21 protein-coding genes are annotated in these 25,550 nt (G+C 60.7%); 5 read left to right on the top strand and 16 right to left on the bottom strand.

From position 1 onward, the window contains the following. Positions 1–35 precede the first annotated feature (35 nt). Both ACIQ39_RS09250 and ACIQ39_RS09245 read right to left on the bottom strand, forming a co-directional pair. Complete coding sequence (locus ACIQ39_RS09250; protein WP_396434323.1) at positions 36–2,276, bottom strand: RelA/SpoT family protein; 2,241 nt, start codon at positions 2,274–2,276, stop codon at positions 36–38. Positions 2,277–2,333: 57 nt separating this feature from the next. Beyond that, the gene (locus ACIQ39_RS09245) at positions 2,334–3,230 is read right to left on the bottom strand and encodes an alpha/beta fold hydrolase (RefSeq protein WP_396434322.1); all 897 of its coding nucleotides are present in this window, start codon (positions 3,228–3,230) and stop codon (positions 2,334–2,336) included. 190 nt (positions 3,231–3,420) lie between these two features. On the opposite strand from ACIQ39_RS09245, the gene ACIQ39_RS09240 reads away from it, so the two are divergent. Genes ACIQ39_RS09240 through ACIQ39_RS09230 form a run of 3 tightly spaced genes read left to right on the top strand, consistent with a single transcriptional unit; the run spans position 3,421 to position 6,357 of the window. Beyond that, entirely contained in the window at positions 3,421–4,191 is a 771-nt protein-coding gene (locus ACIQ39_RS09240) for a 3-hydroxybutyrate dehydrogenase (RefSeq protein ID WP_396434321.1), read from the top strand. Between the two features lie 58 nt (positions 4,192–4,249). Then, entirely contained in the window at positions 4,250–4,978 is a 729-nt protein-coding gene (ompR, locus tag ACIQ39_RS09235) for a two-component system response regulator OmpR (protein ID WP_396434320.1), read from the top strand. After that, the gene (locus tag ACIQ39_RS09230) at positions 4,975–6,357 is read left to right on the top strand and encodes an ATP-binding protein (RefSeq protein ID WP_396434319.1); all 1,383 of its coding nucleotides are present in this window, start codon (positions 4,975–4,977) and stop codon (positions 6,355–6,357) included. Before ompR ends, ACIQ39_RS09230 begins: the two co-directional genes overlap by 4 nt. Before the next feature lie 68 nt (positions 6,358–6,425). Here ACIQ39_RS09230 and ACIQ39_RS09225 read toward each other — a convergent pair whose 3' ends face one another. Next, positions 6,426–6,755 (bottom strand): hypothetical protein, encoded by a 330-nt coding sequence (locus ACIQ39_RS09225; protein ID WP_396434318.1) that lies wholly within the window; start codon positions 6,753–6,755, stop codon positions 6,426–6,428. A gap of 155 nt (positions 6,756–6,910) precedes the next feature. On the opposite strand from ACIQ39_RS09225, the gene rpoD reads away from it, so the two are divergent. Beyond that, entirely contained in the window at positions 6,911–9,457 is a 2,547-nt protein-coding gene (gene rpoD, locus ACIQ39_RS09220) for an RNA polymerase sigma factor RpoD (RefSeq protein ID WP_396434317.1), read from the top strand. Positions 9,458–9,545: 88 nt separating this feature from the next. Here the strand turns inward: rpoD and ACIQ39_RS09215 are convergent, their stop codons facing one another. From ACIQ39_RS09215 to ACIQ39_RS09155, 13 genes are all read right to left on the bottom strand, one after another. Next, a complete protein-coding gene (locus ACIQ39_RS09215) occupies positions 9,546–9,950 on the bottom strand; it encodes a YkgJ family cysteine cluster protein (protein ID WP_396434316.1) in 405 nt (134 codons plus the stop codon). Between the two features lie 4 nt (positions 9,951–9,954). After that, a complete protein-coding gene (locus ACIQ39_RS09210; RefSeq protein WP_396434315.1) occupies positions 9,955–10,245 on the bottom strand; it encodes a HigA family addiction module antitoxin in 291 nt (96 codons plus the stop codon). A 5-nt stretch (positions 10,246–10,250) separates the two neighbouring features. After that, a complete protein-coding gene (locus ACIQ39_RS09205; protein WP_396434314.1) occupies positions 10,251–10,529 on the bottom strand; it encodes a type II toxin-antitoxin system RelE/ParE family toxin in 279 nt (92 codons plus the stop codon). Positions 10,530–10,609: 80 nt separating this feature from the next. Next, positions 10,610–11,224, bottom strand: coding sequence for a class I SAM-dependent methyltransferase (locus tag ACIQ39_RS09200; RefSeq protein ID WP_396434313.1), 615 nt, complete (start codon positions 11,222–11,224; stop codon positions 10,610–10,612). Beyond that, the gene (locus tag ACIQ39_RS09195) at positions 11,221–12,804 is read right to left on the bottom strand and encodes a Fic family protein (RefSeq protein WP_396434312.1); all 1,584 of its coding nucleotides are present in this window, start codon (positions 12,802–12,804) and stop codon (positions 11,221–11,223) included. The genes ACIQ39_RS09200 and ACIQ39_RS09195 overlap by 4 nt, the downstream gene beginning before the upstream one ends. A 265-nt stretch (positions 12,805–13,069) precedes the next feature. Continuing rightward, positions 13,070–15,115, bottom strand: a complete 2,046-nt coding sequence (gene paaZ, locus ACIQ39_RS09190) for a phenylacetic acid degradation bifunctional protein PaaZ (protein WP_396434311.1) — start codon at positions 15,113–15,115, stop codon at positions 13,070–13,072. A 942-nt stretch (positions 15,116–16,057) separates the two neighbouring features. Beyond that, positions 16,058–16,399, bottom strand: coding sequence for a Na+/H+ antiporter subunit G (locus ACIQ39_RS09185; protein ID WP_396434310.1), 342 nt, complete (start codon positions 16,397–16,399; stop codon positions 16,058–16,060). 12 nt (positions 16,400–16,411) lie between these two features. Further along, a complete protein-coding gene (locus ACIQ39_RS09180; protein ID WP_396434309.1) occupies positions 16,412–16,687 on the bottom strand; it encodes a K+/H+ antiporter subunit F in 276 nt (91 codons plus the stop codon). Continuing rightward, entirely contained in the window at positions 16,684–17,238 is a 555-nt protein-coding gene (locus tag ACIQ39_RS09175) for a Na+/H+ antiporter subunit E (RefSeq protein ID WP_396434308.1), read from the bottom strand. The genes ACIQ39_RS09180 and ACIQ39_RS09175 overlap by 4 nt, the downstream gene beginning before the upstream one ends. Further along, the gene (locus ACIQ39_RS09170) at positions 17,235–18,917 is read right to left on the bottom strand and encodes a monovalent cation/H+ antiporter subunit D (protein ID WP_396434307.1); all 1,683 of its coding nucleotides are present in this window, start codon (positions 18,915–18,917) and stop codon (positions 17,235–17,237) included. Before ACIQ39_RS09170 ends, ACIQ39_RS09175 begins: the two co-directional genes overlap by 4 nt. Beyond that, on the bottom strand, positions 18,917–19,315 hold the full coding sequence (locus tag ACIQ39_RS09165) for a Na+/H+ antiporter subunit C (protein WP_396434324.1): 399 nt from the start codon (positions 19,313–19,315) through the stop codon (positions 18,917–18,919). The genes ACIQ39_RS09170 and ACIQ39_RS09165 overlap by 1 nt, the downstream gene beginning before the upstream one ends. Before the next feature lie 67 nt (positions 19,316–19,382). Next, positions 19,383–22,217 (bottom strand): monovalent cation/H+ antiporter subunit A, encoded by a 2,835-nt coding sequence (locus ACIQ39_RS09160; protein ID WP_396434306.1) that lies wholly within the window; start codon positions 22,215–22,217, stop codon positions 19,383–19,385. 223 nt (positions 22,218–22,440) lie between these two features. Beyond that, positions 22,441–23,604, bottom strand: coding sequence for a serine hydrolase domain-containing protein (locus ACIQ39_RS09155; protein ID WP_396434305.1), 1,164 nt, complete (start codon positions 23,602–23,604; stop codon positions 22,441–22,443). A 294-nt stretch (positions 23,605–23,898) separates the two neighbouring features. Between ACIQ39_RS09155 and ACIQ39_RS09150 the strand changes: the two genes are divergently transcribed. Beyond that, complete coding sequence (locus ACIQ39_RS09150; protein WP_396434304.1) at positions 23,899–25,113, top strand: 3-hydroxybenzoate 6-monooxygenase; 1,215 nt, start codon at positions 23,899–23,901, stop codon at positions 25,111–25,113. Positions 25,114–25,550: the final 437 nt, after the last annotated feature.

The raw sequence follows: 25,550 nt of genomic DNA, 5'->3' as shown, positions 1-25,550 counted from the left end.
GTTTTTCAGCTGCGGGAAGGTGGTCCGCAGCGTCTTCAGCGTCGCCTGGCCGTGCGCACCCCTTTGACGCTGCGCACCGTGGTGAGCGCCTTGACAAGGTTCACCGCATTGCCAATTTCGACCGTGAATGTCATCCACGCCGTGCCTTTGACCGACAGGGTTTGCACCCCGATGACGTTCATCTTTTCTTTGGCAAACACTTCAGAGATGTCGCGCAGCAGGCCTTGACGGTCATTCGCTTCGACCACCACGTCGACGGGGTACACCGAGGCATTGGGGCCTTTGTGCTCACCCCAGCGCACCTCGATCACCCGTTCACCGTGACGCACGGCCAGTTCGCGAAAGTTGCTGCAATCGTGCCGGTGAATGCTGACTCCTTTGCCACGGGTCACAAAGCCGCCAATCACATCGGGTGGGGCCGGTTTGCAGCAACGCGAGAGCTGGGTGAGCAAGGAGTCAACCCCCACCACCAATACGCCAGAAGGCGATTGACGGGCCATGGAGCCTTTGAACTTCTTTGGCAAAAAGCCTTCATCGTCAGCCGTGGGTTCTGGTGGGTTGAGCAAGACCTCGATGTTGCGCAGCGAATACTCGTCTTTGCCCACCACCTCAAACAAACCATCGGCCGACTTGAAGCCCAGTTGGCTCGCCAAGTCCTCCAATCGGATGGCGGTGCGGCCCAATCGCTGCAGGAATTTTTCAACCGCTTCTCGCCCTTTGGCCACGGTTTCCGCGATCACTTGCACATTGAACCAAGCCCGCACCTTGGCCCGTGCGCGTGGGCTGGCCAAAAAGCCCAAGTCTGGGTTGAGCCAGTCGCGTGAGGGCCCGCCCTCTTTGATGGCGGTGATCTCCACGGTTTGGCCATTGGCCAGCGGGGTGTTCAGCGGCACCATGACCCCGTCCACTTTGGCCCCTCGACAGCGGTGGCCCAAGTTGGTGTGCACGGTGTAGGCAAAGTCAACCGGCGTGGCACCTTGCGGCAACTCGACCACTGCCGCACCGGGGGTTAAGACATAAATGCGGTCTTCAAACAAGGCCCCGCTGCTGGCGCTGGCTTGCGCCGCGCCGGACAAGTCACGCTCCCAGGCCAACAGTTGACGCAAGACGGCAATTTTGCTGTCGTAGTCGCTGTTGGCCGAAACCCCGCTGTAGCCTTTGGCCCCGGCTTCTTTGTAGGCCCAATGCGCGGCCACGCCGTGTTCGGCATGCGCGTGCATGGCATGGGTTCGAATTTGCACCTCGATCGCTGCGCCAAGGCTGTCTCGTACCACCGTGTGCAGCGACTGGTAGCCGTTGGCTTTGGGCTTGGCGATGTAGTCGTCAAACTCTTGTGCAATGGGTGCGAAATGCTCGTGCACCCAGCTCAGCGCTTGGTAACAGTCGGCCACGCTGGGCACCACCACGCGCAGCGCCCGGATGTCAAACACGCGCTCAAAGGGCAGCGACTTGCCGCGCATTTTGCGCACGATGCTGTAGATGTGTTTGGGTCTGCCATCCACCTGGGCTGGTATGCCTTGCTCGGCCAATGCTTGTTGCAAACGCTCACGCAGCGACAGCATGTGGCGCTCACGTTCGGTGCGTTTTTCATCCAGCAGCAGGGCAATTTCTCTGTAGGTGGTGGGCTCCAAAAACCGAAAAGACAGGTCTTCCATTTCCCATTTGATTTGCCAAATGCCCAAGCGGTTGGCCAGCGGCGCAAACACCTGCAAGGACTCGCTGGCCAAGGCGGGGGGCACCGGCAACTTGGTCTGTGCGAAATGGCGCAGGGTTTGCAAACGCGAAGCCAGTCGCAGCATGACCACACGCAAATCGCGGCTGAAAGCCAACAGCATCTTGCGCACGTTTTCGGTTTGCAAGCGGGCGCTGAGTGGTGTGTTGTCGGGCCCGTGAATGCCCTTGTCCGAGGCTCGCGACATGCGCTGCACTTGCACCAGTTGCATGGTTTGCATGGCCAGTTGCGCCAAGGGCGCGCCGAAGGCTTTGGCCATCACCTCTTCGGGTTTGTTGAGGTGTTGGCAGGCATAGACCAAGTAGGTGGCCGCCTGCATGCCCACCGAGCCGCCGATTTCGGCCAAGATGCGGGCCACGGCATCGGCGTGCAGCAAAATATTTTCACCCGTGTCCAGGCTCTCAGCGGCGATGAAGGGCTCGGCAAACGCTCTGGCTTTGGCCCTGGGGTCGATCGAATCAGGCACCGCCAAGGTGTCTGCTGCGTCGGCGGTGGCGCGCATCACCGGGGGCAACTCGGTCGCTTGCGCGCTGGGTGCATGCATGCGCGCAGCGCTGCTGATGGGGCTGGCACCATGGCTGGAGACGGGACCCACCATGCCCTAAGCACCCAGCACAAATGAGGCCACTCGCGCGATTTGCCCGTCCTCGGTCAGGGTTGGGGCATGGCCTACTCCAGGCCAAGTCTGCAACTGAGCGCGGGGCCCACGCTGCGTCATTTCATGGGCGGTTTGTGCGGTCAATAAATCCGATTCTGCCCCCCTGATCAGCAAACTTGAGGCTTGAATCTGGTCATACAAAGTCCACAAGCTGACCTCGCCAACGGCTGCCGCCTCGGGCGTCAAAGCGCGCAGCGGCAGGGCAATGGCAGGGTCGTAGTGCAGCGTCAAGGCGCCGCCTGCCAGCGCGCGCGTCATGTGCACCGTCATCTCGCGCCAAACCGGTGCAGGCACTGGGCCAAAGCCCTGTGACACCAGCCTGAGGGCCTCTGCAGCTTGGTCCAGATTGGCAAACTCACCGAAATGGCCCACATAGCTTTGCATGCGCTGCACCGATTCCCAACGGATGGCCGGCCCCACGTCGTTCAGCACCAAGCGCCGAATGGGCGCTGGCAGGGGCAAGCCGGGCTGTCCGGCCAAAATCAGGCCGACCAACCCGCCCATGCTGGTGCCAACCCAGTCGAGGGTCAGCGCAGCCGCTGTGCCGCCAGAGGGCGGCTCGGTGAAGGCGCTCAAAGGCGCGCAGATTTGACCAGCCACCTGGGTCAGCATGGCCAGCATGTCGGCCGCGTATTGCGGCAACTGGTAGTGGGCCGCATGGCCCAACCAATCGCTTTGGCCTCGGCCCACCACATCAGGGCAAATCACTTGCAAGGGGCGGGTGCTTTGGGCCACCAAAGCTTGGGCCAAACGGTCAAAATCTCGGCCTTGCCGGGTCAGGCCGTGCACACACACCACCACATGGCGGGCTTGGCCATCGCCCCAGCGCCAATAAGCCATGCGGTGCTGGCCCTCAGGGTGTGGGCAAGTGACAAACTCAAGTTGTGGTTGGTTAGAAAGCATTGCAGCAGGCGTGTGGGTCATGAGGAAAATTGGAAACAATCTGAAGGCCGCGCAAGCAAAACCCGTCTTTGACAGCGCCATAATGGACTTTTGGACATCCTAATTCATCTTTCGGAGCAGACACATCATGTTGCAAGGTAAAACAGCGTTGGTCACTGGTTCAACCAGCGGTATCGGTTTGGGCATTGCCAAGGCATTGGCCAAGCAAGGCGCCCACATCGTCTTGAACGGCTTTGGCGACTTTGCGGGCCCCAAGGCCGAAATCGCTGCTTTGGGCGTGAAGGTGGCCTACCACGGTGCCGACATGAGCAAAGCCTCTGACATTGAGAGCATGATGAAGTTTGCCGCCGACACATTTGGGCAAGTCGACATTTTGGTCAACAACGCTGGCATTCAACATGTTGCCAAGATCGAGGACTTTCCGGTCGAGCGCTGGGACGCGATCATCGCCATCAACCTGAGCAGCGCCTTCCATGCCACCCGCTTGGCACTGCCCGCCATGAAGGCGGCCAATTGGGGCCGCATCATCAACATCGCGTCCATCCACGGGCTGGTCGGCTCGGCCGAGAAGTCGGCCTATGTGGCGGCCAAGCATGGCGTGGTCGGCCTGACCAAAGTCACCGCCCTGGAAAACGCCACCACCGGCGTGACCTGCAACGCGATCTGCCCGGGCTGGGTGCTGACCCCCCTGGTGCAAAAACAAGTCGACGCCAAAGCTGTGGCCATGGGGCTGTCCAACGAAGAGGCGAAAAAGGTACTTTTGCAAGAAAAAGAACCCTCCATGCAATTCACCACGCCCGAAGAGTTGGGCGAATTGGCCGTGTTCTTTTGCTCGGCCGCTGGCAACAACGTGCGCGGCGCGGCTTGGAACATGGACGGCGGCTGGACGGCTCAATAACGCCACGCCCCCAAGCCCCCAAGCCCCATCCCCAACCCTGACACAGCAAGGCAAGGCCATGAGCGCATCCCACCGCTTAGACAAAATCCTCATCGTTGACGACGATGCACGCATCCGCGAACTGTTGCGCCGCTTTTTGTCGCAAGAAGGCTTTGATGTGCTCTTGGCCGAGGACGGCGTTGCCCTTGACCGCATCATGCTGCGCGAGTCGGTGGATTTGCTGGTGCTTGACCTGATGCTGCCCGGCGAAAACGGCCTGAACATTTGCAAGCGCCTGCGCGCCACAGGCGTCAAAACACCGGTCATCATGCTGACCGCCAAGGGCGAGGACGAAGACCGCATTTCGGGCCTCGAAATCGGTGCCGATGACTACCTGGCCAAGCCCTTTAACCCGCGCGAGTTGCTCGCCCGCATCCACGCGGTGTTGCGCCGCCGACCCGTCAACGAACTGCCTGGCTCGCCATCGGCCGAAGAAGAAGTCATCACCTTTGGGCATTTCAAGCTCGATTTGGGCGCACGCTCACTCAGCAAAGATGGCGTGCCCATTGCCTTGACCACTGGTGAATTTGCCATGCTCAAAGCCTTGGCCAGACACCCCAAAATCTCGCTCACCCGAGACAAACTGGCGCAACTGGCGCGTGGCCGAGATTTTGAGCCTTTTGACCGCAGCTTGGACGTGCAGATCTCACGTTTGCGCAAGATGATCGAGCTAGACCCGGCATCGCCCAAAATCATCCAGACTGTCTGGGGCGTGGGCTATGTGTTTGTGCCTGACGGGCCAGCGTGAAAACCCGCGCCAGCGAGCCCCTGTCGGCGGACCCTGAACCAGCCTCAGGGCCTTGGTTCCAACTCAGTCTTTTTTGGCGCACATTCATTTTGTTGGCCTTGCTGATTTTTTTCAGCATCCTGGCTTGGCTGTTGCTGTTCAAAACCCAAGAGGTCGAACCCCGCATCCTGCGCCATGCACACCAAATAGCCACCGTGGTCAATTTGACCCAAACAGCCTTGAACAACAGCGATGCCATGGCCCGGGTCTCGCTCATCAAGATGTTGGCCGAGGAGGAAGACGTTCGCATCCAGCGTCGCAGAGAGACAGACCAGATCGAAGCATTCACCGATTCAGGCATCGAAAGCCGCTTGGTGCGAGAAATTGTCAAACGCCTTGGCGAAGGCACGGTGGTGGCCGCCAAGATCAACGGCGAAGAAGGTTTGTGGATCGGTTTCGCCATCGAGACAGAACGCTATTGGCTGCAAATGGACCCCTCCCGCCTCAAGCCCTTGGGAGGAAGCGCTTGGTTGATTTGGCTGAGCGTGACCACCGCCTTGTCTTTGGCTGGCGCGGCCACCATGGCCGGGCTGATCAACCGACCCCTCAAACGTTTGTCGCTCGCCGCCAGTCAGATGCGCGATGGCCGCTTTGACGGTGCCGCCTTGGACGAAGGTGCCGCCACCAGCGAGATCCGCGAGGTCAACATCGGCTTCAACCGCATGGCCGAGCGTCTGGCCAAAATCGAAGCCGAAAGAGCCTTGATGCTGGCAGGCATCTCGCATGACTTGCGCACCCCCTTGGCCCGCTTGCGACTGGAAACAGAGTTGAGCGTCAGCGACCCGCAAACCCGCGAACTCATGGTGACCGACATCGAACAACTCGACGACATCATTGACATGTTTCTTGACTACGCCAGGCCCGAGCCAACAGCCCTGGGCCCGGTGCTGCTGAGCGGTGTGATCAGCCGCTGCATCACGCCTTGGCGCAACAGCCCAAGCATGCGCATCACGGTGGACGTCGGCGAAGACCTTCAAGTCCAAGCCGAGCCGGTGGAGCTGGGTCGGGTGTTGTCCAACCTGCTGGAAAACGCCCGCCGCTACGGTCAGAGCAGCAGCGACGGCATCACGCGGGTTGAAATTGTGGCCCGATTGCATGAGGGCTGGGTGCTTTTGAGGGTGCGCGACCAAGGCCCCGGGGTGCCCGATGAAAGCCTTAAAAACTTGACTCAACCCTTTTTCAGAGGTGACGCAGCACGCACCTCGGCCACCGGCTCCGGTCTGGGCCTGGCCATCGTCGAGCGCTCTGTTCAGCGCATGGGCGGCACTTTCTCGGTTTTCAACAACAGCGCAGGTGGCCTGATGGCACTCATGAAGCTGCGCCAATCGGACGAAGACTAGGGCTTGACCGTCGCATTGGTGCACCGTCAAGCTGCCGCCCCGGCCAGGGCCTTTTGAAAGCCACTGCGTCAACCCAAGCGCAGACCCGTGACCCCGTGTGAACAGCTGCCTTTGGCACACAGCTTGCTGTGCTTTGTGTATCTCGGCCGGGATGACAAAAAGCCTGTGGTGCCCAGCACTGCAAGGCTTGTGTGCATGCGCCACACGCCATCGACATCTTGGCCAATGCCGTTGAGGGCAGCTTTACCCCCATTGGGTTGGCCGCGCCACTGGTGGGCCGCGCCCGCCTCTTGGACTTGGGTATAATTGCCGGTTTTCGGCAAGCGCGACAGCAGCACCTCCGGCCCGACCACCGCCATCCAAGCGACGCCCCATGCGGGCCGGTCACCGTTCCGCAAGGACTGCACCCCAAATGTTCGCCCAACAGCTTGCCATTTCAGATGTGACCCCCACTTGAACGTCATGTTTGTGCCCTCCACCACGCCCGCGCCGGGATGTATTTGGCGCTGACTGTGTCTGTTTCCTTGTCTCTTTTTGTGTCCCGAGGTTATCCATGCCCGCTCAAAAGCCGAAGAAGCCCGCCCAGGCCCCTGCCAAAACAAAACTTGTAGCCAAGACCGCTGCTGCTTTGAAAACCGTCGCGCCCGCAGCGAAGGCCAAAGGGGCCAGCCAAGTTGCAGCCAAAGCAAGGGCCAAAACGCCCACCAAGGCAACCGCCAAAGTTGCCACCAAGGTGACCGCCAAACCCACCGCGCCCAAAAGCCCTGTCAAAGGGAACAAAGCGGTGGCCAAAGCGGTATCACCCCAAGTCAAAGCCTCCAAAAACCCGGCAGCATTTCCTTTGCCCGTGAAGAAAGCCGCATCCGTGCCCACCCAAAAAACCGCAGTGACTCACCCCAAACCCCCTGTCAAAGCCCTGGAAGCCAAGACCTCAGACGAGCTCAAAAAACCCGCCAAAGCGGGCAAAACCCCTGTCCCGGCCAAGGCAGCCGTGCCCGCCCCGGCCAAAACCACCATGGGTGCCAAGCGCGGCCCCAAGAAAAAGGGCAGCATTGCAGAGCCCAGCCTAGAAGACGAATTGGCCGCCCTCGAAGACGAGATGGAGCCTGAACCGGTCGCCGATGCCGGCAGTGACAGCGCAGAAAAAGTCAAACCGCTGCGCATGAAAATCAGCAAGGCCAAAGAGCGCGCCTTGATGAAGGAGTTTGGTTTGGACGAAACCGTCCTGACCGAAGCCGAAATGAAGCAGCGCCGCGACCGCCTGAAAGCCCTGATCAAGCTGGGCAAAACACGCGGCTACCTCACCAACGGTGAAATCAGCGACCACTTGCCCGACAAGCTGGTCGACGCGGAAACCCTGGAAGTGGTGATCGCCACCTTGAACGATTTGGGCGTGGCGGTGTACGAGCAAACGCCGGATGCCGAAAGCCTGATCATCACGGACAACGCCCCCACAGGCTCGACCGAAGAAGAGGCAGAAGAAGCCGCCGAGGCTGCTTTGTCCACCGTGGACAGTGAATTTGGCCGCACCACCGACCCGGTGCGCATGTACATGCGCGAGATGGGCACCGTGGAACTGCTGACGCGCGAAGGCGAGATCGAAATCGCCAAGCGCATCGAAGGCGGCTTGATGGACATGATGGCCGCCATCAGCGCCTCGCCCGCCACCATTGCCGAAATCTTGCGCTTGGCCAACGAAATCCGCGAAGGCAAGATCGTCATCTCAACGGTGGTCGACGGCTTTGCCAACCTGAACGAAGCCGACGACTACGTGGCCGAGGAAGACTTCGACGAGTTCGACGAAGCCGATGACGACGACGGCAAAGGCGGCTCCAAGGCGCTCACCAAAAAGCTCGAAGAGCTCAAAATACAAGCCCTTGAGCGCTTTGACCGCATCACCGATTACTTTGAAAAAGTGCACAAAGTCTACGACAAGGAAGGCTGGGGAACACCGGCTTATGTCAAGATCCAATCCTCGCTTTCAGAAGAGCTGATGACCATCCGCTTCACCGCCAAAACCATTGAAAAGCTGTGCGACATGGTGCGCGGCCAGGTCGACGACGTGCGCAAAAAAGAGCGCGAATTGCGCCGCATCATCGTTGACAAATGTGGCTACCCCCAAGACAACTTCATTGCCGACTTCAGTGGCCGTGACAAAAACGGCAACCGCGTGCCCTCGCAACTGCTCAACCTCAAGTGGATTGAAAAGCAAGCCGCAGCGGGCAAAAGCTGGAGCGCTGTGATGGGCCGCAACATCCCGCCGGTGCAAGACCTGCAGCAAAAACTCACCGATTTGCAATCGCAAGTGGTCGTGCCCCTGGATGAACTCAAAGACATCAACAAGCGCATGAACTCAGGTGAACGCTCGTCGCGCGATGCCAAAAAGGAAATGATTGAGGCCAACCTGCGCTTGGTGATTTCGATCGCCAAGAAGTACACCAACCGCGGCCTGCAATTTCTGGACTTGATCCAAGAAGGCAACATCGGTCTGATGAAAGCGGTAGACAAGTTCGAATACCGCCGGGGCTACAAGTTCTCGACCTACGCCACCTGGTGGATTCGCCAGGCCATCACCCGCTCCATCGCCGACCAAGCCCGCACGATCCGCATCCCGGTGCACATGATCGAGACCATCAACAAGATGAACCGCATCTCGCGCCAACACCTGCAGGAATTTGGCTTTGAGCCCGATGCCTCGATCTTGGCCGAGAAGATGGAAATCCCGGAAGACAAGATCCGCAAGATCATGAAGATCGCCAAAGAGCCGATCTCGATGGAGACCCCGATTGGCGACGACGACGACAGCCACCTGGGTGACTTCATCGAAGACAACACCCACACCGCCCCCATGGACGCAGCGCTGCAAGCAGGCTTGCGCGACGTGGTCAAAGACATCTTGGACAGCCTGACGCCCCGCGAAGCCAAAGTGCTGCGCATGCGCTTTGGCATCGAGATGTCCACCGACCACACCCTCGAAGAAGTGGGCAAGCAGTTCGACGTGACCCGCGAGCGCATCCGCCAAATCGAAGCCAAGGCGCTGCGCAAGCTCAAGCACCCGAGCCGCTCGGACAAACTGCGCAGCTTCATCGACACGATGTAAAACACCCTGCCCTGTTCGTTCAAAAGCTCCCCGACTGCGAGGTCGGGGAGCTTTTTTCATGGCCGCAGTTGAAAGGTCAAAGAGCCGTTCAGCGCGACTGCGCCTTGTTGCCGTAGGGGCAATGGTTGGGGCGTGGCCCCACTTGCGGGTGCAATCGGCAGGTGTTGGGGCGTTTGTCGTAGACGGTGCAGCGGCGCGTCTTGGCATCCAGCAAATGGCAGTCGCCACTGGCGCGACGCGCCAGGCTGAAGATGCTGTTCTTGAAGTTGAAGTGCTCAATCAAGCCCGCCTTGCTCAGGCGCTTGGCGATCTGCTTGGGGTCATCGTGTTCGGCCTCAAACGGGTCGACCATGCCCAAGCGCACCAAATCGGCCAGCTTGACCTCGACCGGCATGGTGCAGCAGTTGGCCGCGCAGCTGTCGCACAAACCGGCTTTGTAACGGGTCCAGGTTTCGCAACGGTCAACGTCAACGACGGCAATGGGGGATCTCATGGGTTTATCCAAGCGCAGAAAACTGCAAAGGCATCACGCGTTTCATGTCCACGTTTTGGCGCGCGATCCAAAGATCGTGGGCATCTTGCAGGCTCAACCAGCTTTCGGGCGTGCGGCCCAAGGCCTTCGACAAACGCAGCGCCATCTCAGGCGTGACACGGCTGCTGCCTTTAAGAATGCGGCTCAAGGTGGACGGTGCCACATCGAGTTTTTCAGCCAGTTCCCGGCCTGAAATTCCATAAGGGTCAAGGTAAATTTCCTGAATGAACTCACCAGGATGAGGGGGCGTGTGCATGGGCATCAGTGATAGTCCTCGTAATCCAATATGTAGGCATGACCGTCTTCAAACTCAAAGGTCAAGCGCCAATTGCCGTTGACGGTGATGGACCACCTGCCGCGCATCTCGCCTTTGAGTGCGTGCAAACGAAAGCCGGGAATGTCCATGTCGTCAATGACTTGCGCTGTGTCCAGCGCCGCCAATTGCATGCGCAGGCGCTTGACATGGCTGGCTTGGACACCCGCTGCTTTGCCCGACTCAAACAGACTGCGCAAGCCTTTGTGACGAAACGACTTGATCATGCTTGGACTGTAACATGTTGCGCATCACGCAACAAAAAAGGCATCAGGCCGACCAAAACCCAAACTTGCAACGCCGATTTTCAGGCCGCCTGCGCCTGTCCCCAATAGTGAAAAGTCATGGGCCGCGGGCCAGCCAGGTAGGCCGATTGTGTGGTGCTTGCAAAGCCCGCCTCTTGCAACAAGGCGGGTATGTCCCGCCCCAACTGGCATCCTCCGGCCAGCGACCCCCAGAGGGGCTGCAAGCGCTCTTGCCAGCGGCGCACGTTCGCGTCAGGGGCACGGCCGTGCTCGCAAAACAACAGCTTGCCGCCCGGCACCAAGACCCGGCGCATCTCGCGCAGGGCCTGAACCGCATCGGGGATGCTGCATAGGGTGTAGGTGCAGACCACGGTGTCGAAGCTGGCGTCGGCGGTGGGCAGTTGTTCTGCAGACAGGCCCATCAGTTCCACGTCGATACCCGCCTTGCGGCTGCGCTTTTGGGCCAGGTGGTGCATTTGCAGGGCCGGGTCCACGCCCACCAGGCGAGTGATGCGGGTTCGGTCGTAAAACGGCAAATTGCGCCCAGTGCCCATGCCAACCTCCAGCACACGGCCTTGCGCTTGGGGCACCAGCTGGCGGCGCTGCTTTTGCACCATGGGCAGGCCACAGGCGAAGTCGATCAAGTAGGGCAGGATGTGGCGGTCGTAGAGGTTCATGGTGTGTCACAGGTCTGTGCTTTTTTCATTCGATCGCGCCAATTTGTGCCAACGGTGGCTTCAACGATCGCTGTCCACAAGCCCGGCTCTGCCAACAAGGGGATTTCCTTGACCAGCACCTTCGACAGCTTGCCTTGGTTGGCCTCTACCGAGCGGATGACCCGATCAATCTGCACGTCAGGCATCTCAATGATGTCTTTGATCGCAGCACGGGCTTGAGCGTGGTTGTGCAAATAACGCGATTCTTCGCGCATGTCGTCTTGGATGGTGCGCACCAGCACATCGGCCAGATAGAGCACATGGCCCGTCAAATCCGGGTAACGCCAAACTGGCAGCGCTATGGCCTCCCCCTTAAACACAAAGTTCGATCGGATGCCATCGGGGTAGGCGATGGGCGTGTGCAGAAACTCGCAGGCTCCGGTCAACGCCCCCATCAAAGGTCGCGAAATGGCATCCAGCACGCTGTTGTAGGCGCGCCGCTCGGCCGGATCGCTGCTGATCAAGGACGAAACCGGCAGGATCATCGGTTCTTTGACCACACCATCACGGCGCAACACATCGTTCACCCAAAAGCGGTGAACTCGCCCGTTGCCATCGGCCAGCGGGTGAATGTAAACAAACCCAAAGGACATGACCGCGCTGCGCATCACCGCCGATTGCCCCTTTGTGCGTTCCCAAAAAACCGCCAGACCGTCGAGCATGGCCTGCATATCCTGCGCTGGCGGGGCCACGTAGTGAACCACCTCTTGGTAACGCACCACTTCCCCCACAAACATGGGGGATTGTCGAATCCCCAACCGTTGCAGCGTGTTGCGGCGACCCAAAATATCGGATTGCAGCTGCGCCAACACAGGGTCCTTGAGCGCCAAGTCCCCCTGCCCCGTGCGCCTGGCCAATACATCGGCAAACCGCTGAATGCGGTCGGACTGATCGGCCTCACCCTCCATGGCAAAACTGGACTTGCTCTCGCGCAGCGTCATCCAGACCGCTGAGCGCATCAGCACATCTTCGCCAAACTCCAATGCCAGCGCATCCAGCAGGCCACGGATGTCGACCGCTGCCGCAGCATCGAGTTCGCTGGTCTTGCGCACCAAGGGGCAAAAAGCGGGCGTTCCGGGCAAGTTGTCGCGCACCCGCCAGCGTCGGTTGGGCACAGACCGATCCGGAGATGCTGCGACCAACTTGCGCTCATTTAACACATCCACATAAGGGCCTGCCATGCTGGCATTGACGGCCAGCTGCCGCCCCGTCAGCCACTCGTACAAAAAGCCAATCCTTCTGGCGTATTGACCGCTGGGTTCGTCGTCGATCCAAGCCACCAGTTCTACTGCATCGATCCGATCAAACAAGCGACTGAGCAATTCCAGGTGCAGCACCTCGTGCTTGAGGTGAAAGGTCAAGTGCCCACGCAAGTTGGCACTGGGCCGCATGGCCTCTACAAAGGTCTCGGTCTTGATGCCATCGGCCAGCTCAGTGGTGCGGCGTCCGCCCACGCTGCTGCTCACGGCCAAAGGCATGACCAAGTCCATGCCGTACCGTGCCACCAACCACGCACCTCCTAGTAGATTTTGGAAATCCATGCTTGATTATGCGCAAAAACATGTTTTACTGCGAAAAAATATGTTTATTCACCGTTTTTTTCTCAAAAATGATATTTTAAAATCGGTTGGATTGGAGCTTGTGATGGCAGTTGGGTCATGTAATCGGTCACTCTCGACGCAACACCGACAGTCACACAAGCGGCACTGTAGACACTGTAGACACTGCAGCTACCGAACTTTCAATGTCCAGTGCAGGACGTGATGTTCCGACTGGCACCACGACGCTACAGCGCCATGGTGCCCATCAACCCCGCTTGGCCACCAGCGTCAAAATGTCATAACTGGCCACCACCTCGCCCAGTTGGTTGGTGACTTCCACGTCCCAGGCCACCACGCCTTGGCCCAAGCCCTTGGCGTCTTTCTTGTGGCGGTCGATCTTGCGTTTGGCCGTCAAGCGGGCCTGGATGGTGTCGCCAATGCCCACGGGCTTGACAAAGCGCAGGGTGTCCAGCCCATAGTTGGCCAGCACCGGGCCGGGCGCGGGCGAGACAAACAAGCCAGCCGCCGCTGACAACACAAAGTAACCGTGCGCGATGCGCTTGCCAAAGGGCGAATCCTTGGCCGCGATCTCGTCAAAGTGCATGTAGAAATAGTCACCCGACAAACCGCCAAAGGCCACGATGTCGGCCTCGCCCACGGTGCGGCGGTGGGTCAGCAGGCTCTCGCCAATTTGCAAGTCTTCAAAGTAACGGCGGAAGGGGTGGACTTCGGTTTCGATGAGCTTGGCACCGCGCATGTACTCGCCAGTGACGGCGGCGATCATGCTGGGGCTGCCCTGCAGGGCGGTGCGCTGCATCAGGTGCTTGACGGCGCGGATGCCACCGAGCTCTTCACCCCCGCCTGCGCGGCCCGGGCCGCCGTGTTTGAGCTGGGGCAGCGGCGAACCGTGGCCGGTCGACTCCACCGCCGATTCGCGGTCAAGGATGTGCAATCGGCCATGCAAGGCAGCGGCCACCGGGATCATGCGGGCGGCCACTTGAGGGTCTTTGGTCACGAGCGTGCCCACCAAACTGCCTTGGCCGCGTGCGGCCAGTTGCAGGGCTTCGTCGATGCCGTCGTACGGCATGAGGGTGCTGACGGGGCCAAAGGCCTCGACGTCGTGCACGCTGTCGGTGTGCAAGGGCTTTGGGCACAGCAGCAGCGTGGGCTGGAAGAAGGCCCCGCCTTCGACGCCCTGCCCCAAAGGTTGGAAATCGGCGCTGCCGCCAAACACCAGCTTGGTGCTTTGACGCAGCAATGCCACGCGCTCGGCCACGTCGGCCTGTTGCGCGTGCGAGGCCAAAGCCCCCATCTTCACGCCCTCGACCGAGGGGTCGCCCACCAGCACTTTGGCCAGACGCGCTTGGAGCTTTTCAACGACAGCGTCCAGGTGCTGGCGCGGCACGATGGCGCGGCGAATGGCGGTGCATTTTTGCCCTGCTTTCACCGTCATCTCGCGCGCCACTTCTTTCACGAACAAATCAAACTCTTCGTCGTCGGGCGTTACATCGGGCGCGAGGATGGCGCAGTTGAGCGAATCGGCTTCGGCGTTGAAGGGGATGCTGTGCTTGACCAGATTGGGGTGCACGCGCAGCATGGCGGCCGTGTCGGCCGAGCCGGTGAAGGTCACCACGTCTTGGCCGTTCAGTCGCTCCAGCAAGTCGCCGGTGGAGCCGATCACCAGTTGCAAAGCACCTGCGGGCAAGATGCCTGATTGCTCGACCAAACGCACCATGGCCTCGGTCAGGTAGCTGGTGGACGAGGCCGGTTTGCCGATGCAAGGCATGCCGGCCAAGAAGCTGGGCGCGAACTTTTCGAGCAAGCCCCAAATCGGGAAATTAAAGGCGTTGATGTGCACCGCGATGCCGCCACGCGGCACCAGGATGTGGGTGCCCGCAAAGCCGCCTTTTTTGCCCAAGGGGAATGCCGGGCCTTCGTGGATCAGGTTGCCGCTGGGCAACTCGTTGCTGCCGATGCCGGCGTAGGCGAACAAGGTGCCCGCACCGCCTTCGATGTCCACCCAGCTGTCGGCACGCGTCGCGCCGGTGTGGGCCGAGATGGCGTACAGCTGCTCTTTGTGCTCGCCCAGGTACTTGGCCAAGGCTTTCAGGCGCTGGGCGCGTTCTTGAAAATCGAGCTTGAGCAAATTGGGCAGGCCCACGCTGCGGGCATGGTGCACCGCGTCGCCAAAGTCGATGGCCTCGGCGTGGGTTTGGTACAGGGCTTGGCCGTTGATGGCGCTGCGCAGGGCTTGCGCGCCTTGCTGGCCGATCCACTGGCCACCGATGAAACTTTGCAGAACTTGGGACATGTGCGTGCTTTACTTGAGGTGGTCAAAAGGCTGTCATTGCGAGCGAAGCGCGGCAATCTATGGATCGCCACGTCGCTTCTCTTCTCGCGATGACGGGGTCATGGATCGCCACGTCGCTTCGCTCCTCGCGATGACGGGATGAATGGACAGACCATGCGGATGCCGATGCATTAACCAACCAGACGGTCGGCTAATTTTAGTCGCAGTGGCCCATCAAAGGCCGCCGATGAAGCTTTGCCGAACTTGGTACATGTGCGTGCTTTACTTGAGGTGGTCAAAAAGGGCGTCATTGCGAGCGAAGCGCGGCAATCACTGGCTACCGATGAAACTTTGCAGGACTCGGGACATGGGGTGCTTTCTTCAGGTGTTCAAAAGGCTGTCATTGCGAGCGAAGCGCGGCAATCTATGGATCACCACGTCACTTCGCTCCTCGCGATGACGGGATGAATGGACAGACCATGCGGATGCCAAGGCATTAACCAACCAGACGGTCGGCTAATTTTAGTCGCAGTGGCCCACCAAAGATCGCCGATGACGCCTTGCCGAACTTGGGGCATGTGCGTGCTTTACTTGAGGTGGTCAAAAAGGGCGTCATTGCGAGCGAAGCGCGGCAATCTATGGATCGCCACGTCGCTTCGCTCCTCGCGATGACGAGGTCATGGATCACCACGTCGCTTCGCTCCTCGCGATGACGGGGTCATGGATCACCACGTCGCTTCGCTCCTCGCGATGACGGGGTCATGGATCGCCACGTCGCTTCTCTCCTCGCGATGACGGGGTCATGGATCGCCACGTCGCTTCGCTCCTCGCGATGACGGGGTCATGGATCATCACGTCGCTTCGCTCCACGCGATGACGGGGTGCGTGGTCAGGACATGCGGATGCCAAGGCATTAACCAACCAGGCAGTCGGCTAATTTTGGTCGGCATGGCCCAGTGGATTTCAGCCTTCCTGCCGCTCGGGCACGGCTTGGAGTGGTACTGGGGCTTGCGAGCGCAGTTTCAAGTGCAAGGCCGCTTGGGCCATCAGGTTGGCCGATACCGGTGCCGTGACAAACACAAACAAGGTGATGAGCAACTCGGCCATGCCCGCACGACCCTGAAAGGCCGAGACCAGCATGGACGCCAACAAGATGCCGCCCACACCCAAAGTGGAGGCCTTGGTGGGCGCGTGCAATCGCATGTAAAAGTCGGGCAGGCGCGCCAAACCAATGGCGCCCACCAGCAAGAAAAAAGCGGACATGACGATCAGGGCCGCTGCGGTCCATTCGATCAGGGGGTGCATGTTGAACTCCATTTATTCGACCACGTCGCCGCGGCTGAGGTAACGCGCCAGCGCCACGGTCGAGGCAAAACCCAGCATGGCCACCAACAAGGCCGCCTCAAACAGCAAGGCGGTTTGCCAGCGGATGCCCAGCAACACAATCAGGGCCACGGCGTTCATGGACAAAGTGTCGAGCGCCAGGATGCGATCGGTGCTTTCAGGACCCCGAAAAAGCCGCCATGCGCACAGCGCGACAGCCACGGCAACGGCCACAATGGCGACCGACAGGGCGAGATCCAAGATGTTCATTGCGGGCCTTTCTGAGCCAGTGATGCTGCAGCTTCTTTGCACCCAAAGATGTGCAGCAAGGGCGCTTCGTAGCGGGTGTTCATGTCGTCGATCATGGCCTGTGCGTCGTCGCAGTTGAGCGCATGCACCAGGATCTCTCGCCGAGATTCATTGACCACACAGGACACCGTGCCGGGTGTGGTGGTGATGATGGTGGCCAACATGGCGTTGACCATGGGGTGATCGCTGGCCAAAGGGACCACCAACCAAGCAGGCGACATGGCTTGGATGGGGCCCAGCACCAAGCGGGCCACTGTGATGTTGGACAGCACAACGTCCTTGAGCACGACCAGCATCAAGCGCACGGCCGCATCCCAACGAATGTGCGCGGCAGTGCCCAAAAAGGGGTGCAACAAACGCGGCACGATGAGCGCGATCAACACCGCCGACAACAGGTGCACAGGGGCCACGCTGTGCGACAAGGCCAGCCAGCTCACGCCCAACAAGAGCGACAAGATGGGGTGGCTGAACCAGCGCGCTTTCTTGGGTGGGTGCGCAGGGGTCGGTTTCATGGGGTTTCCTTAGCGGGCGTTGCAGCGGGCGTTGCAGCAGGCGTTGCAGCGGGCGGCAAAGACGCACGTGATCCGGTGTAGGGTCGTGTGCTGCTCGAGGGCTGGCCAGGCTCCAGACCCAGCACCGCTTTGGCGTAAGCGGCGGTGTCGGCCAGCTGCGTGGCGGTGTCGTCGGTGTAGCGCTTGATGGGCGAGGCCAGCACGGCCATGGCCAAGGTCAGCGCCATGAAAACCCAGACCGCCAAAAGCAGCTTGGGGCTGCTGCCGGAGTTGCACTGCGCCTCATCCGGCTCGGGCTGCACATGCCAAAACAAGACCACACCCGCCCGGGCCAAACCCACAATGCTGAAAAAGCCCACGCTCAGCACCACAGCCCAGACCCAGGCCTGTGCAGGCAAACCAGCGCTGCTCTGCAAAATCATGAGCTTGCCCAAAAAGCCGGGCAAAGGCGGCAAACCCGCCGCCGAAGCTGCGCCAAACAGCAGCATCAGGCCCAGCAGCACCGGCTCGCGCACGGCCATGGCGGGGCGCAGTTTGTCGAGCGCTTGGCCACGCTGGGCGGCCATCAGCTCGACCAACAAGAACAAGCCCGCAATGACGATGGTGCTGTGCAGGGAGTAGTAAAGCGCGGCCGACAAGGTGTCGGTGGTGAACAAGCCCACACAGGCCAGCAAAGTGCCCACCGAAGACACCGTGAGGTAGGCCACCAAACGGCCCATGCTGTGCGCCGCCAGTGCGCCCAGCACACCCAAAACGCTGGTGGTCAGCGCCAGCGGCAGCAGCCAGTCGGCCACGGCCATGGCCGACTCCCCTGCCCCCACGCCAAAGATCACCCAATGCGTGCGGATGATGCTGTACACCCCCACCTTGGTCATGATGGCAAACAGCGCCGCCACCGGTGCACTGGCAGCGGCGTAGGTGCCCGGCAACCAGAAGTAAAGCGGCACCAACGCGGCTTTGAGCCCAAAAACAGCCAGCAAGACCCAGGCCGAGGCTTTGGCCAGCAGGGCATCTTCGCCCGTGAGCTGCGCCACTTTCAGGCCCACATCGGCCATGTTGAGCGTGCCGGTCACGCTGTAGACCATGGCCAGGCCAATCAGGAACAGGCCCGAAGCCGCCAAATTGAGCACCACGTAATGGATGCCCATGCGAAAGCGCTCGCGCCCTTGGCCGTGTACCAGCAGCACATAAGAAGCGATCAGCAAGACCTCAAAGAACACAAACAGGTTGAACAAGTCGCCCGTCATGAACGCGCCGCACAAGCCCATGAGCTGGAACTGGAACAGCGCATGGAAGTGCCGCCCGCGTGCGTCCCAGCCGCATGTGGCATACCAAAGCACCGGCACGGCCACCAGGTAAGTCAGCAGCACCATCAACGCAGACAAACGGTCGAGCACCATGACGATGCCAAAGGGCGCGGGCCACTCGCCCAATTGGTAAACCAGCAGCTCACCACTGCTGGCCTGCACCACCATGCCCACAGCCATCAGCAAACCCAGCAAGACCGAAGCCATCGCCAAGCGACGCGCCCAAAGCTGACGGCTGTCGCCGTGGCCGCCACAGGCCACCTGCTGCTCACCATCGCCCAGCAGCAGCAAGGCCACGGCCGTGAACACCGGCAGCAAGACCGACAACACAGGGGCATGTTGCAGCCAAAATGAAAAGAGAGACTCGAACATCAAGCCTGCCCTCCGCGTGCCAGAACAGCAGGGTCTTCAGTGCCTGTTTGTTTTTGGGTGTGGGATGGCCCTTGACCCGGCTCCTGCCCATCCACATGGTCGCTGCCGCTTTCGTGGCGGCTGCGCAAGGCCATCTCAATGACAAAACCGGTGGTGGCAAAACCGATCACGATGGCCGTGAGCACCAGCGCCTGAGGCAATGGGTCGGCCACAGGGCCTTGGCCCACCAAGATGGGCTGGGCGTTGCTCCACAAGCGGCCCATGGCAAAGATGAACACGTTGACGGCATAGCCCAGCAAGGACAAACCCAGCACCACGGTGAAGGTGCGCCCACGCAGCATCAGGTAAACGGCGCAGGCGGTGACAAAACCGATACCACTGGCCAACAAAAATTCCATGCTCATGAGAGGTCCTTGATGCGACTGAACGTGCTGATCGTGGTGAACGCCAAAGTTATGAAGGAGGTCATGCTGGCACTTTCTGGCGGGCACCGGAGACGCCCGGCACTTCACGCGTGACCGCGCCCAACACCGAGATGGTCAGCAAAGTAGCGCCGACAACGACCAAGTAAACCCCCAAGTCGAACAAGGCCGCCGAGGCCAGCGGCAACTCACCCAAAACAGGCACCACCGGGTTGCCGTGCGCGCTGGTCAAGAAAGGCCGACCCCACACAAAGGCCCCCACGCCAGTCAAACCGGCAATGCCCAGACCTGCGCCTATCCACTTGACAAAGCGCCGCCCGGCCTGGCCGCGCAGCAGGTACTCGGCCTTGGCCTGACCCATGGACATGAACTGCAACACCAGCGCCACCGCCGTGATCAAGCCCGCGATGAAGCCGCCACCGGGCATGTTGTGGCCACGCATGAAGATGTAGATGCTGAACACCAGCGCCACCGGCAAGACCACCGAAGCGGCCACGCGCAGCATCAGGGGTTGGGCGGCAAAGGTCCAGCTCCGGCCATCGCTGTCTTGGGTGGGGCGGCGCGTGCGCATGCCCTCCATCAAGGCCAGCACACCGATGGCCGCGATGCCCAGCACGGTGATCTCGCCAAAGGTGTCGTAGCCCCTGAAGTCCACCAGGATCACGTTGACCACGTTGGAGCCACCACCCACCGGAATGGACTTGTCCAAGAAGAACCACGAGATCGAGCTGTGCTCGCGGGTCACAAACACCCAAGTGAGCCAGGCCATGCCCGCACCGGCGGCCAAGGCCAGCGCGGCGTCACGGGTGCGGCGAGCGCTGCTGGACTCGCGCGGCGAATGTTGGGGCAACAAGGCCAGGCCCATGAGCAACAGCACCGTCGAGACGACCTCGACCGACAACTGGGTCAGGGCCAAATCAGGCGCAGACAGGCTGACAAAGGTGAGCGATGTGACCAAGCCCACCACGCCCACCAGCACCACCGCCTGAAAGCGTTGGTGGTGCTGCAGTGCCAGCGTCAGGCAGGTGGCCGCCAACAGCAAACCGATCATGATGGCCAAGGGCGATGCAGGACTGAGTTCGCGCGGGCCGGTGCCGATGCCACTGCCCAGCAAAGGCACACCCACAATCAGCACCACGCCGCCCAGCAGCCAGGCCAGGTAGCTTTGCAGCGAGCCGTTTTCTAGGCGTGTGGTGACCCGCGCCGCCCACACAAACAGGCCGTCGATCAGGCCTTCAAACATCTGGCGGCCGGTGGCGCGGCCAAACCAGGCCTCGGACTCGATGCGGTGCAGGCGCTCGTTTTTGGCCAGCATCAGGTACAGCGCCACACCCAGCACCAGCGCAATCGCGCTCATGAGCAGCGGCAGATTGAAGCCGTGCCAGATGGACAAGTGGTACTCGGGCAAGGCCTTGCCCGCCAAAGTGGTGGCCGCCACATCGACCAGCGGCCCCAGCGTGAGCGCGGGCAACACCCCCACCACAATGCACAGCGTGACCAACAAAATGGCGGGCAGCTTCATGCCCAGTGGCGGCTCGTGCGGGTGGGTGTTGGGCACATCGCCCAGCGGGCCGTTGAAATAAGTGTCATGCACAAAGCGCAGCGAATAGGCCACGCTGCAGACCCCGGCCAGCGTCACCAGCACAGGCACCAGCCAGGCCAAAACGCCCGAGGTGCCCACCACCGCTTCGGTGAAGAACATCTCTTTGGACAAAAAGCCATTGGTCAAAGGCACGCCCGCCATGGCTGCAGCGGCCACCATGGACAGCGTGGCCGTCCACGGCATGAGCGACCACAGGCCACCCAGCTTGCGCATGTCGCGCGAATGGGTTTCGTGGTCCACGATGCCCGCGATCATGAACAGCGAGGCCTTGAAGGCGGCGTGGTTGAGCACATGGAACACCGCCGCCACAGCGGCCAAGGGCGAGCCCAAGCCCGCCAAAAAGGTGATCAAACCCAAGTGGCTCACGGTGGAGTAAGCCAGCAAGCCCTTGAGGTCGTGCTTGAAGATGGCAATGAAGGCCGCAAACAACACCGTGATCAGGCCCACGGTGGTGACAATCGCCTCGAAATACCCCGACCCGGCCAGCACCGGGTACATGCGCATCAGCAAAAACACCCCGGCCTTGACCATGGTGGCCGAATGCAGATAGGCCGACACCGGCGTAGGCGCGGCCATCGCGTCGGGCAACCAAAAATGAAAAGGAAACTGCGCGCTCTTGGTGAAGGCCCCCACCAAAATCAAAAGCAGCGCGGGCAAGAACATCGGGTCGGCCTGGATCATGGCCACTTTGTCCAGCATGGCGCTCAGCTCGTAGGTGCCCGCGATGTGGCCCAAGAGCACAAAGCCCCCCAGCATGGCCAGGCCGCCGCCGCCCGTCACGGCCAGCGCCTGACGGGCCCCGGCGCGGGCATCGGGCCGGTGGCTCCAATAACCCACCAGCAAGAAAGAAGAGACGCTGGTCAGCTCCCAAAACACCACCAAGAGCAGCAAGTTGTCGGACAGCACCACCCCCAGCATGGCGGCCATGAACAACATCATCTCGCTGAAAAACTTGCCCGCCGAATCCTTGGCACTCAGGTAAAAGTGCGCATAAACAATGATCATCAGGCCAATGAACAAGATCAGGCCCGCAAACATCAATGACAGGCCATCCAGGCGGAACGTCAGGTTAAGCCCGATTTCAGGCACCCAAGACCAGCCATTCATCACCGTCTCGCCGGCCAACACGGCCGGGGCCATGGACAGCAACAAACCCAAACTGGTGGCCGTGACCACCCCAGCCGCGCAGGCCGTCAGCAGGCGCGACCGGGGACCCAGCCAAAACGTGGCCAAAGTGCCCAGCAAAAGGGGAAGCATCACGATGAGTAAGAGCACGGCATGTCTTTCAGGTAAGCCGAGGATTCTAGCCATGCCCCTTGCCCCCTCGGCATGCGCCGCTGGCTGAGCACCCACCGGGCGCCAACACCACTGGGCACAAGCCCCCGGTTTCCGGGGCCTTCACAAAAAAAACGAAATTACAAATTCGCGCGGCCGCCAAAACCACAAAAAAACAGGGGCTACACCGGAGGGTGTGCCCCTGAACAAAAGCCCGCGCTGCTCAGCGTGCGTCGTACACCGCTTTTTCGAAGTCAAGGTACAGCGGCAGCGACTTGTGGTCGGCAAACGGGAAAATTTGCGTGAGGTAGACCCCCGCCAGCCCGCTTGTGGGGTCAATCCAATAATAGGAGTTGGCCAGCCCTGCCCACATCATGCCGCCTGCTGGGCGACCGGTAGAGACCGCCTCGTGGTTGAGTTGAAAAGCCAAGCTCCAGCTCTTGGGCACGCCGGGGAAGAATTCGGCATCGTTGGTCAAAGGAATCGCCGCTTTCAAGTTGTAGACACGGCAGTCGCCCATGTGGTTCACACCCAGCGAGGCCGCACCTTCGGGGCTGATGATGCGCTCGCCGCCCAACTGCCCGCCGTTCAGCACCATGCGCAAAAAGCGCAGGTAATCCCCGGCCGTCCCGTACAGGCCGCCACCGCCCATTTCAAACTCGGGCTCCTGCGGAATCTCGAAGGGGAACACCGCCAACTGCCCATCAGGCCCCCGCAAATGGGGCGTGGCCAGGCGCTGGCGCATGTCGTCCGAGATGCGAAAGGCCGTGCTGTTCATGCCCAAGGGCCCCAAGATGTTGTCCTGCAGGTACTGCCCCAGGGTCTGGCCGCTGGCGGCCTCGATCATCTTGCCGGCCCAGTCGATGTTGATGCCGTACTCCCAGGCCTCACCCGGATCGAACAGCAAAGGCAGCGTCAGCGCCTTGTTTTTGCACTCGGTCACGCTGGGAATGCCTTGCGCGGCCTGCACCTTTTGCATGTCGGTGTTCCAGATTTCGTAGCTGAAACCGGCCGAGTGCGTGAGCAACTGGCGCAGCGTGATGTCGCGTTTGGGGGGGCGGGTGGTGGCTTGACCGTTGGCATCAAAACCCGTGAGCACGCCCACCTGGCCCAGTTGCGGGCAGACGTTTTTGGCCGGCTCATCCAACTTGAGCAAACCGCGCTCCACGCACTGCAAAGCAGCCACCGAGGTGATGGCCTTGGTCATGGAGGCGATCCAGCCGACGGTGTTGGTGGTCATGGCCGTGCCCGAACCCAGGGCCCGCTCACCAAAAGCACCTTCGTAAATCACACCCTCTCGGTTGGCCACCATGGCCACCACACCGGGTACATCGCCGCGCTGCACGCCTTGTGAAAGCAAAGCACTGATACTGTCTTGTAAGCCCATGAGGTTCTCCATACAAAATGATTGGGGAGGTTCAACATAATCTGCCAAAGGCCTCTGCCCTACAGGGTAAACCCGAAATTCATGGACCCTCTGACACCTCAACTGACACCCCAACAGGCCCCGCATGGGCCCACCGACCAGCGCGCCCTACCTGCTCTAGGCCCAGCCTTGGCAAAACAAGCCGCTGCGGCCATGCCCAAGCCGGGGATGGGCCAAAAAATTGGGTCCTCTTTTTTTTAATAAGTATACTTAGCGAATGTCGATTTTTTGATGCTGGCACCCAACGATCACCCCATGACCCCTGTTCCCCACACCCTCCCCGTCCTGGTCGCAGGCGGTGGCATTGGCGGCCTGGCCGCCGCCCTCGCCCTGGTGCGCCAGGGTTTTGCCGTCACCGTGTTGGAGCAAGCCCCCGAGATCGGCGAGATCGGCGCGGGCATCCAAATTGGGCCCAACGGCTTTCATGCCTTTGACGCTTTGGGCGTGGGCGACAAGGCCCGTAGCCGCGCCGTCTACACCGACTTCATGGTCATGCACGACGCGATCGACGAGTACCAAGTGGGCAAGATCCCGACCGACGCCGCATTCCGCCAGCGTTTTGGCAACCCCTATGCCGTGATCCACCGCGCCGATGTGCACTTGTCCTTGCTCGAAGCCGCACGTGATACCGGGCAAGTTCAATTTCACACCAGCACCCGTGTGGTGCGCATCGAGCAAGACGCGCACAGCGTGACCGTGTGGGACCCCAACGGCAAGGCCTTCCAAGGCTGCGCCCTGATCGGGGCCGATGGCGTCAAATCGGTGGTGCGCGAGCAGTTTGTGGGCGATGCGGCCCGCGTCACGGGCCATGTGGTCTACCGCGCCGTGGTCGACAAAAAAGACTTTCCAACCGACCTGCAGTGGAACGCCGCCGCCATTTGGGTCGGCCCCAACTGCCATTTGGTGCACTACCCGCTGCGAGGCGGCGAACAATACAACGTGGTCGTCACCTTCCACAGCCGCGCGCAAGAGGAATGGGGCGTCACCGATGGCAGCAAGGAAGAAGTGCAAAGCTACTTCCAGGGCATTTGCCCCAAAGCCCGCCAACTGATCGACCTGCCCAAAACCTGGAAGCGCTGGGCCACCGCCGACCGCGAGCCCATTGGCCAATGGACCTATGGGCGCGTGAGTTTGCTGGGCGACGCCGCCCACCCCACAACCCAATACATGGCGCAAGGCGCTTGCATGGCGATGGAAGACGCTGTGACTTTGGGCGAAGCGCTGCGCGTGCACAGCAACGACTGGCCCCAAGCGCTGGACATGTACCAACGCGCCCGCGTGGCCCGCACCGCCCGCATCGTGCTGTCGAGCCGCGAGATGGGCCGCATCTACCACGCCAAAGGTGTGGAGCGCCTGGTGCGCAACGACCTGTGGCGCGGCCGCAGCCCCGAGCGCTTTTATGATGCGATGGCATGGCTGTATGGCTGGAACGCGGGCAACTGCCTCGACGCCGCACAGCACACCCGATGACATGAAGACACCGCAACCGACATGAAGACACCCCAACCATCATCAAGCCTCCACCCCAACATCGCGGACAGCGAAACAAAAATTCCGTCATCGCGAAGATTCAAACAAAAATTCCGTCATCGCGAGGAGCGAAGCGACGTGGCGATCCAACAGCAAGTCATGAACCAAGCACTTCACCCAGTCAAACCGCCAACTGGATTGCCACGCTTCGCTCGCAATGACGGACTCTCATCGCGGACAACGAAACAAAAATTCCGTCATCACCAAGAGCGAAACAAAAACTCCTTCAACGCGAGGATTCAAACAAAAATTCCGTCATCGCGAGGAGCGAAGCGACGTGGCGATCCATAGATTGCCAAGCTTCGCTCGCGATGGCATCCTCTTGACCTCTGCATGAAAGGACACAGGTATGAACGACCTCGGCCGAATCGAAGACC

The sequence above is a fragment of the Limnohabitans sp. genome, assembly GCF_044361645.1.
Classification (GTDB): domain Bacteria; phylum Pseudomonadota; class Gammaproteobacteria; order Burkholderiales; family Burkholderiaceae_C; genus Limnohabitans_A.
The sequence above is the reverse complement of the archived record's forward strand: the minus strand, read 5'-3'. Positions and strand labels throughout refer to the sequence as shown.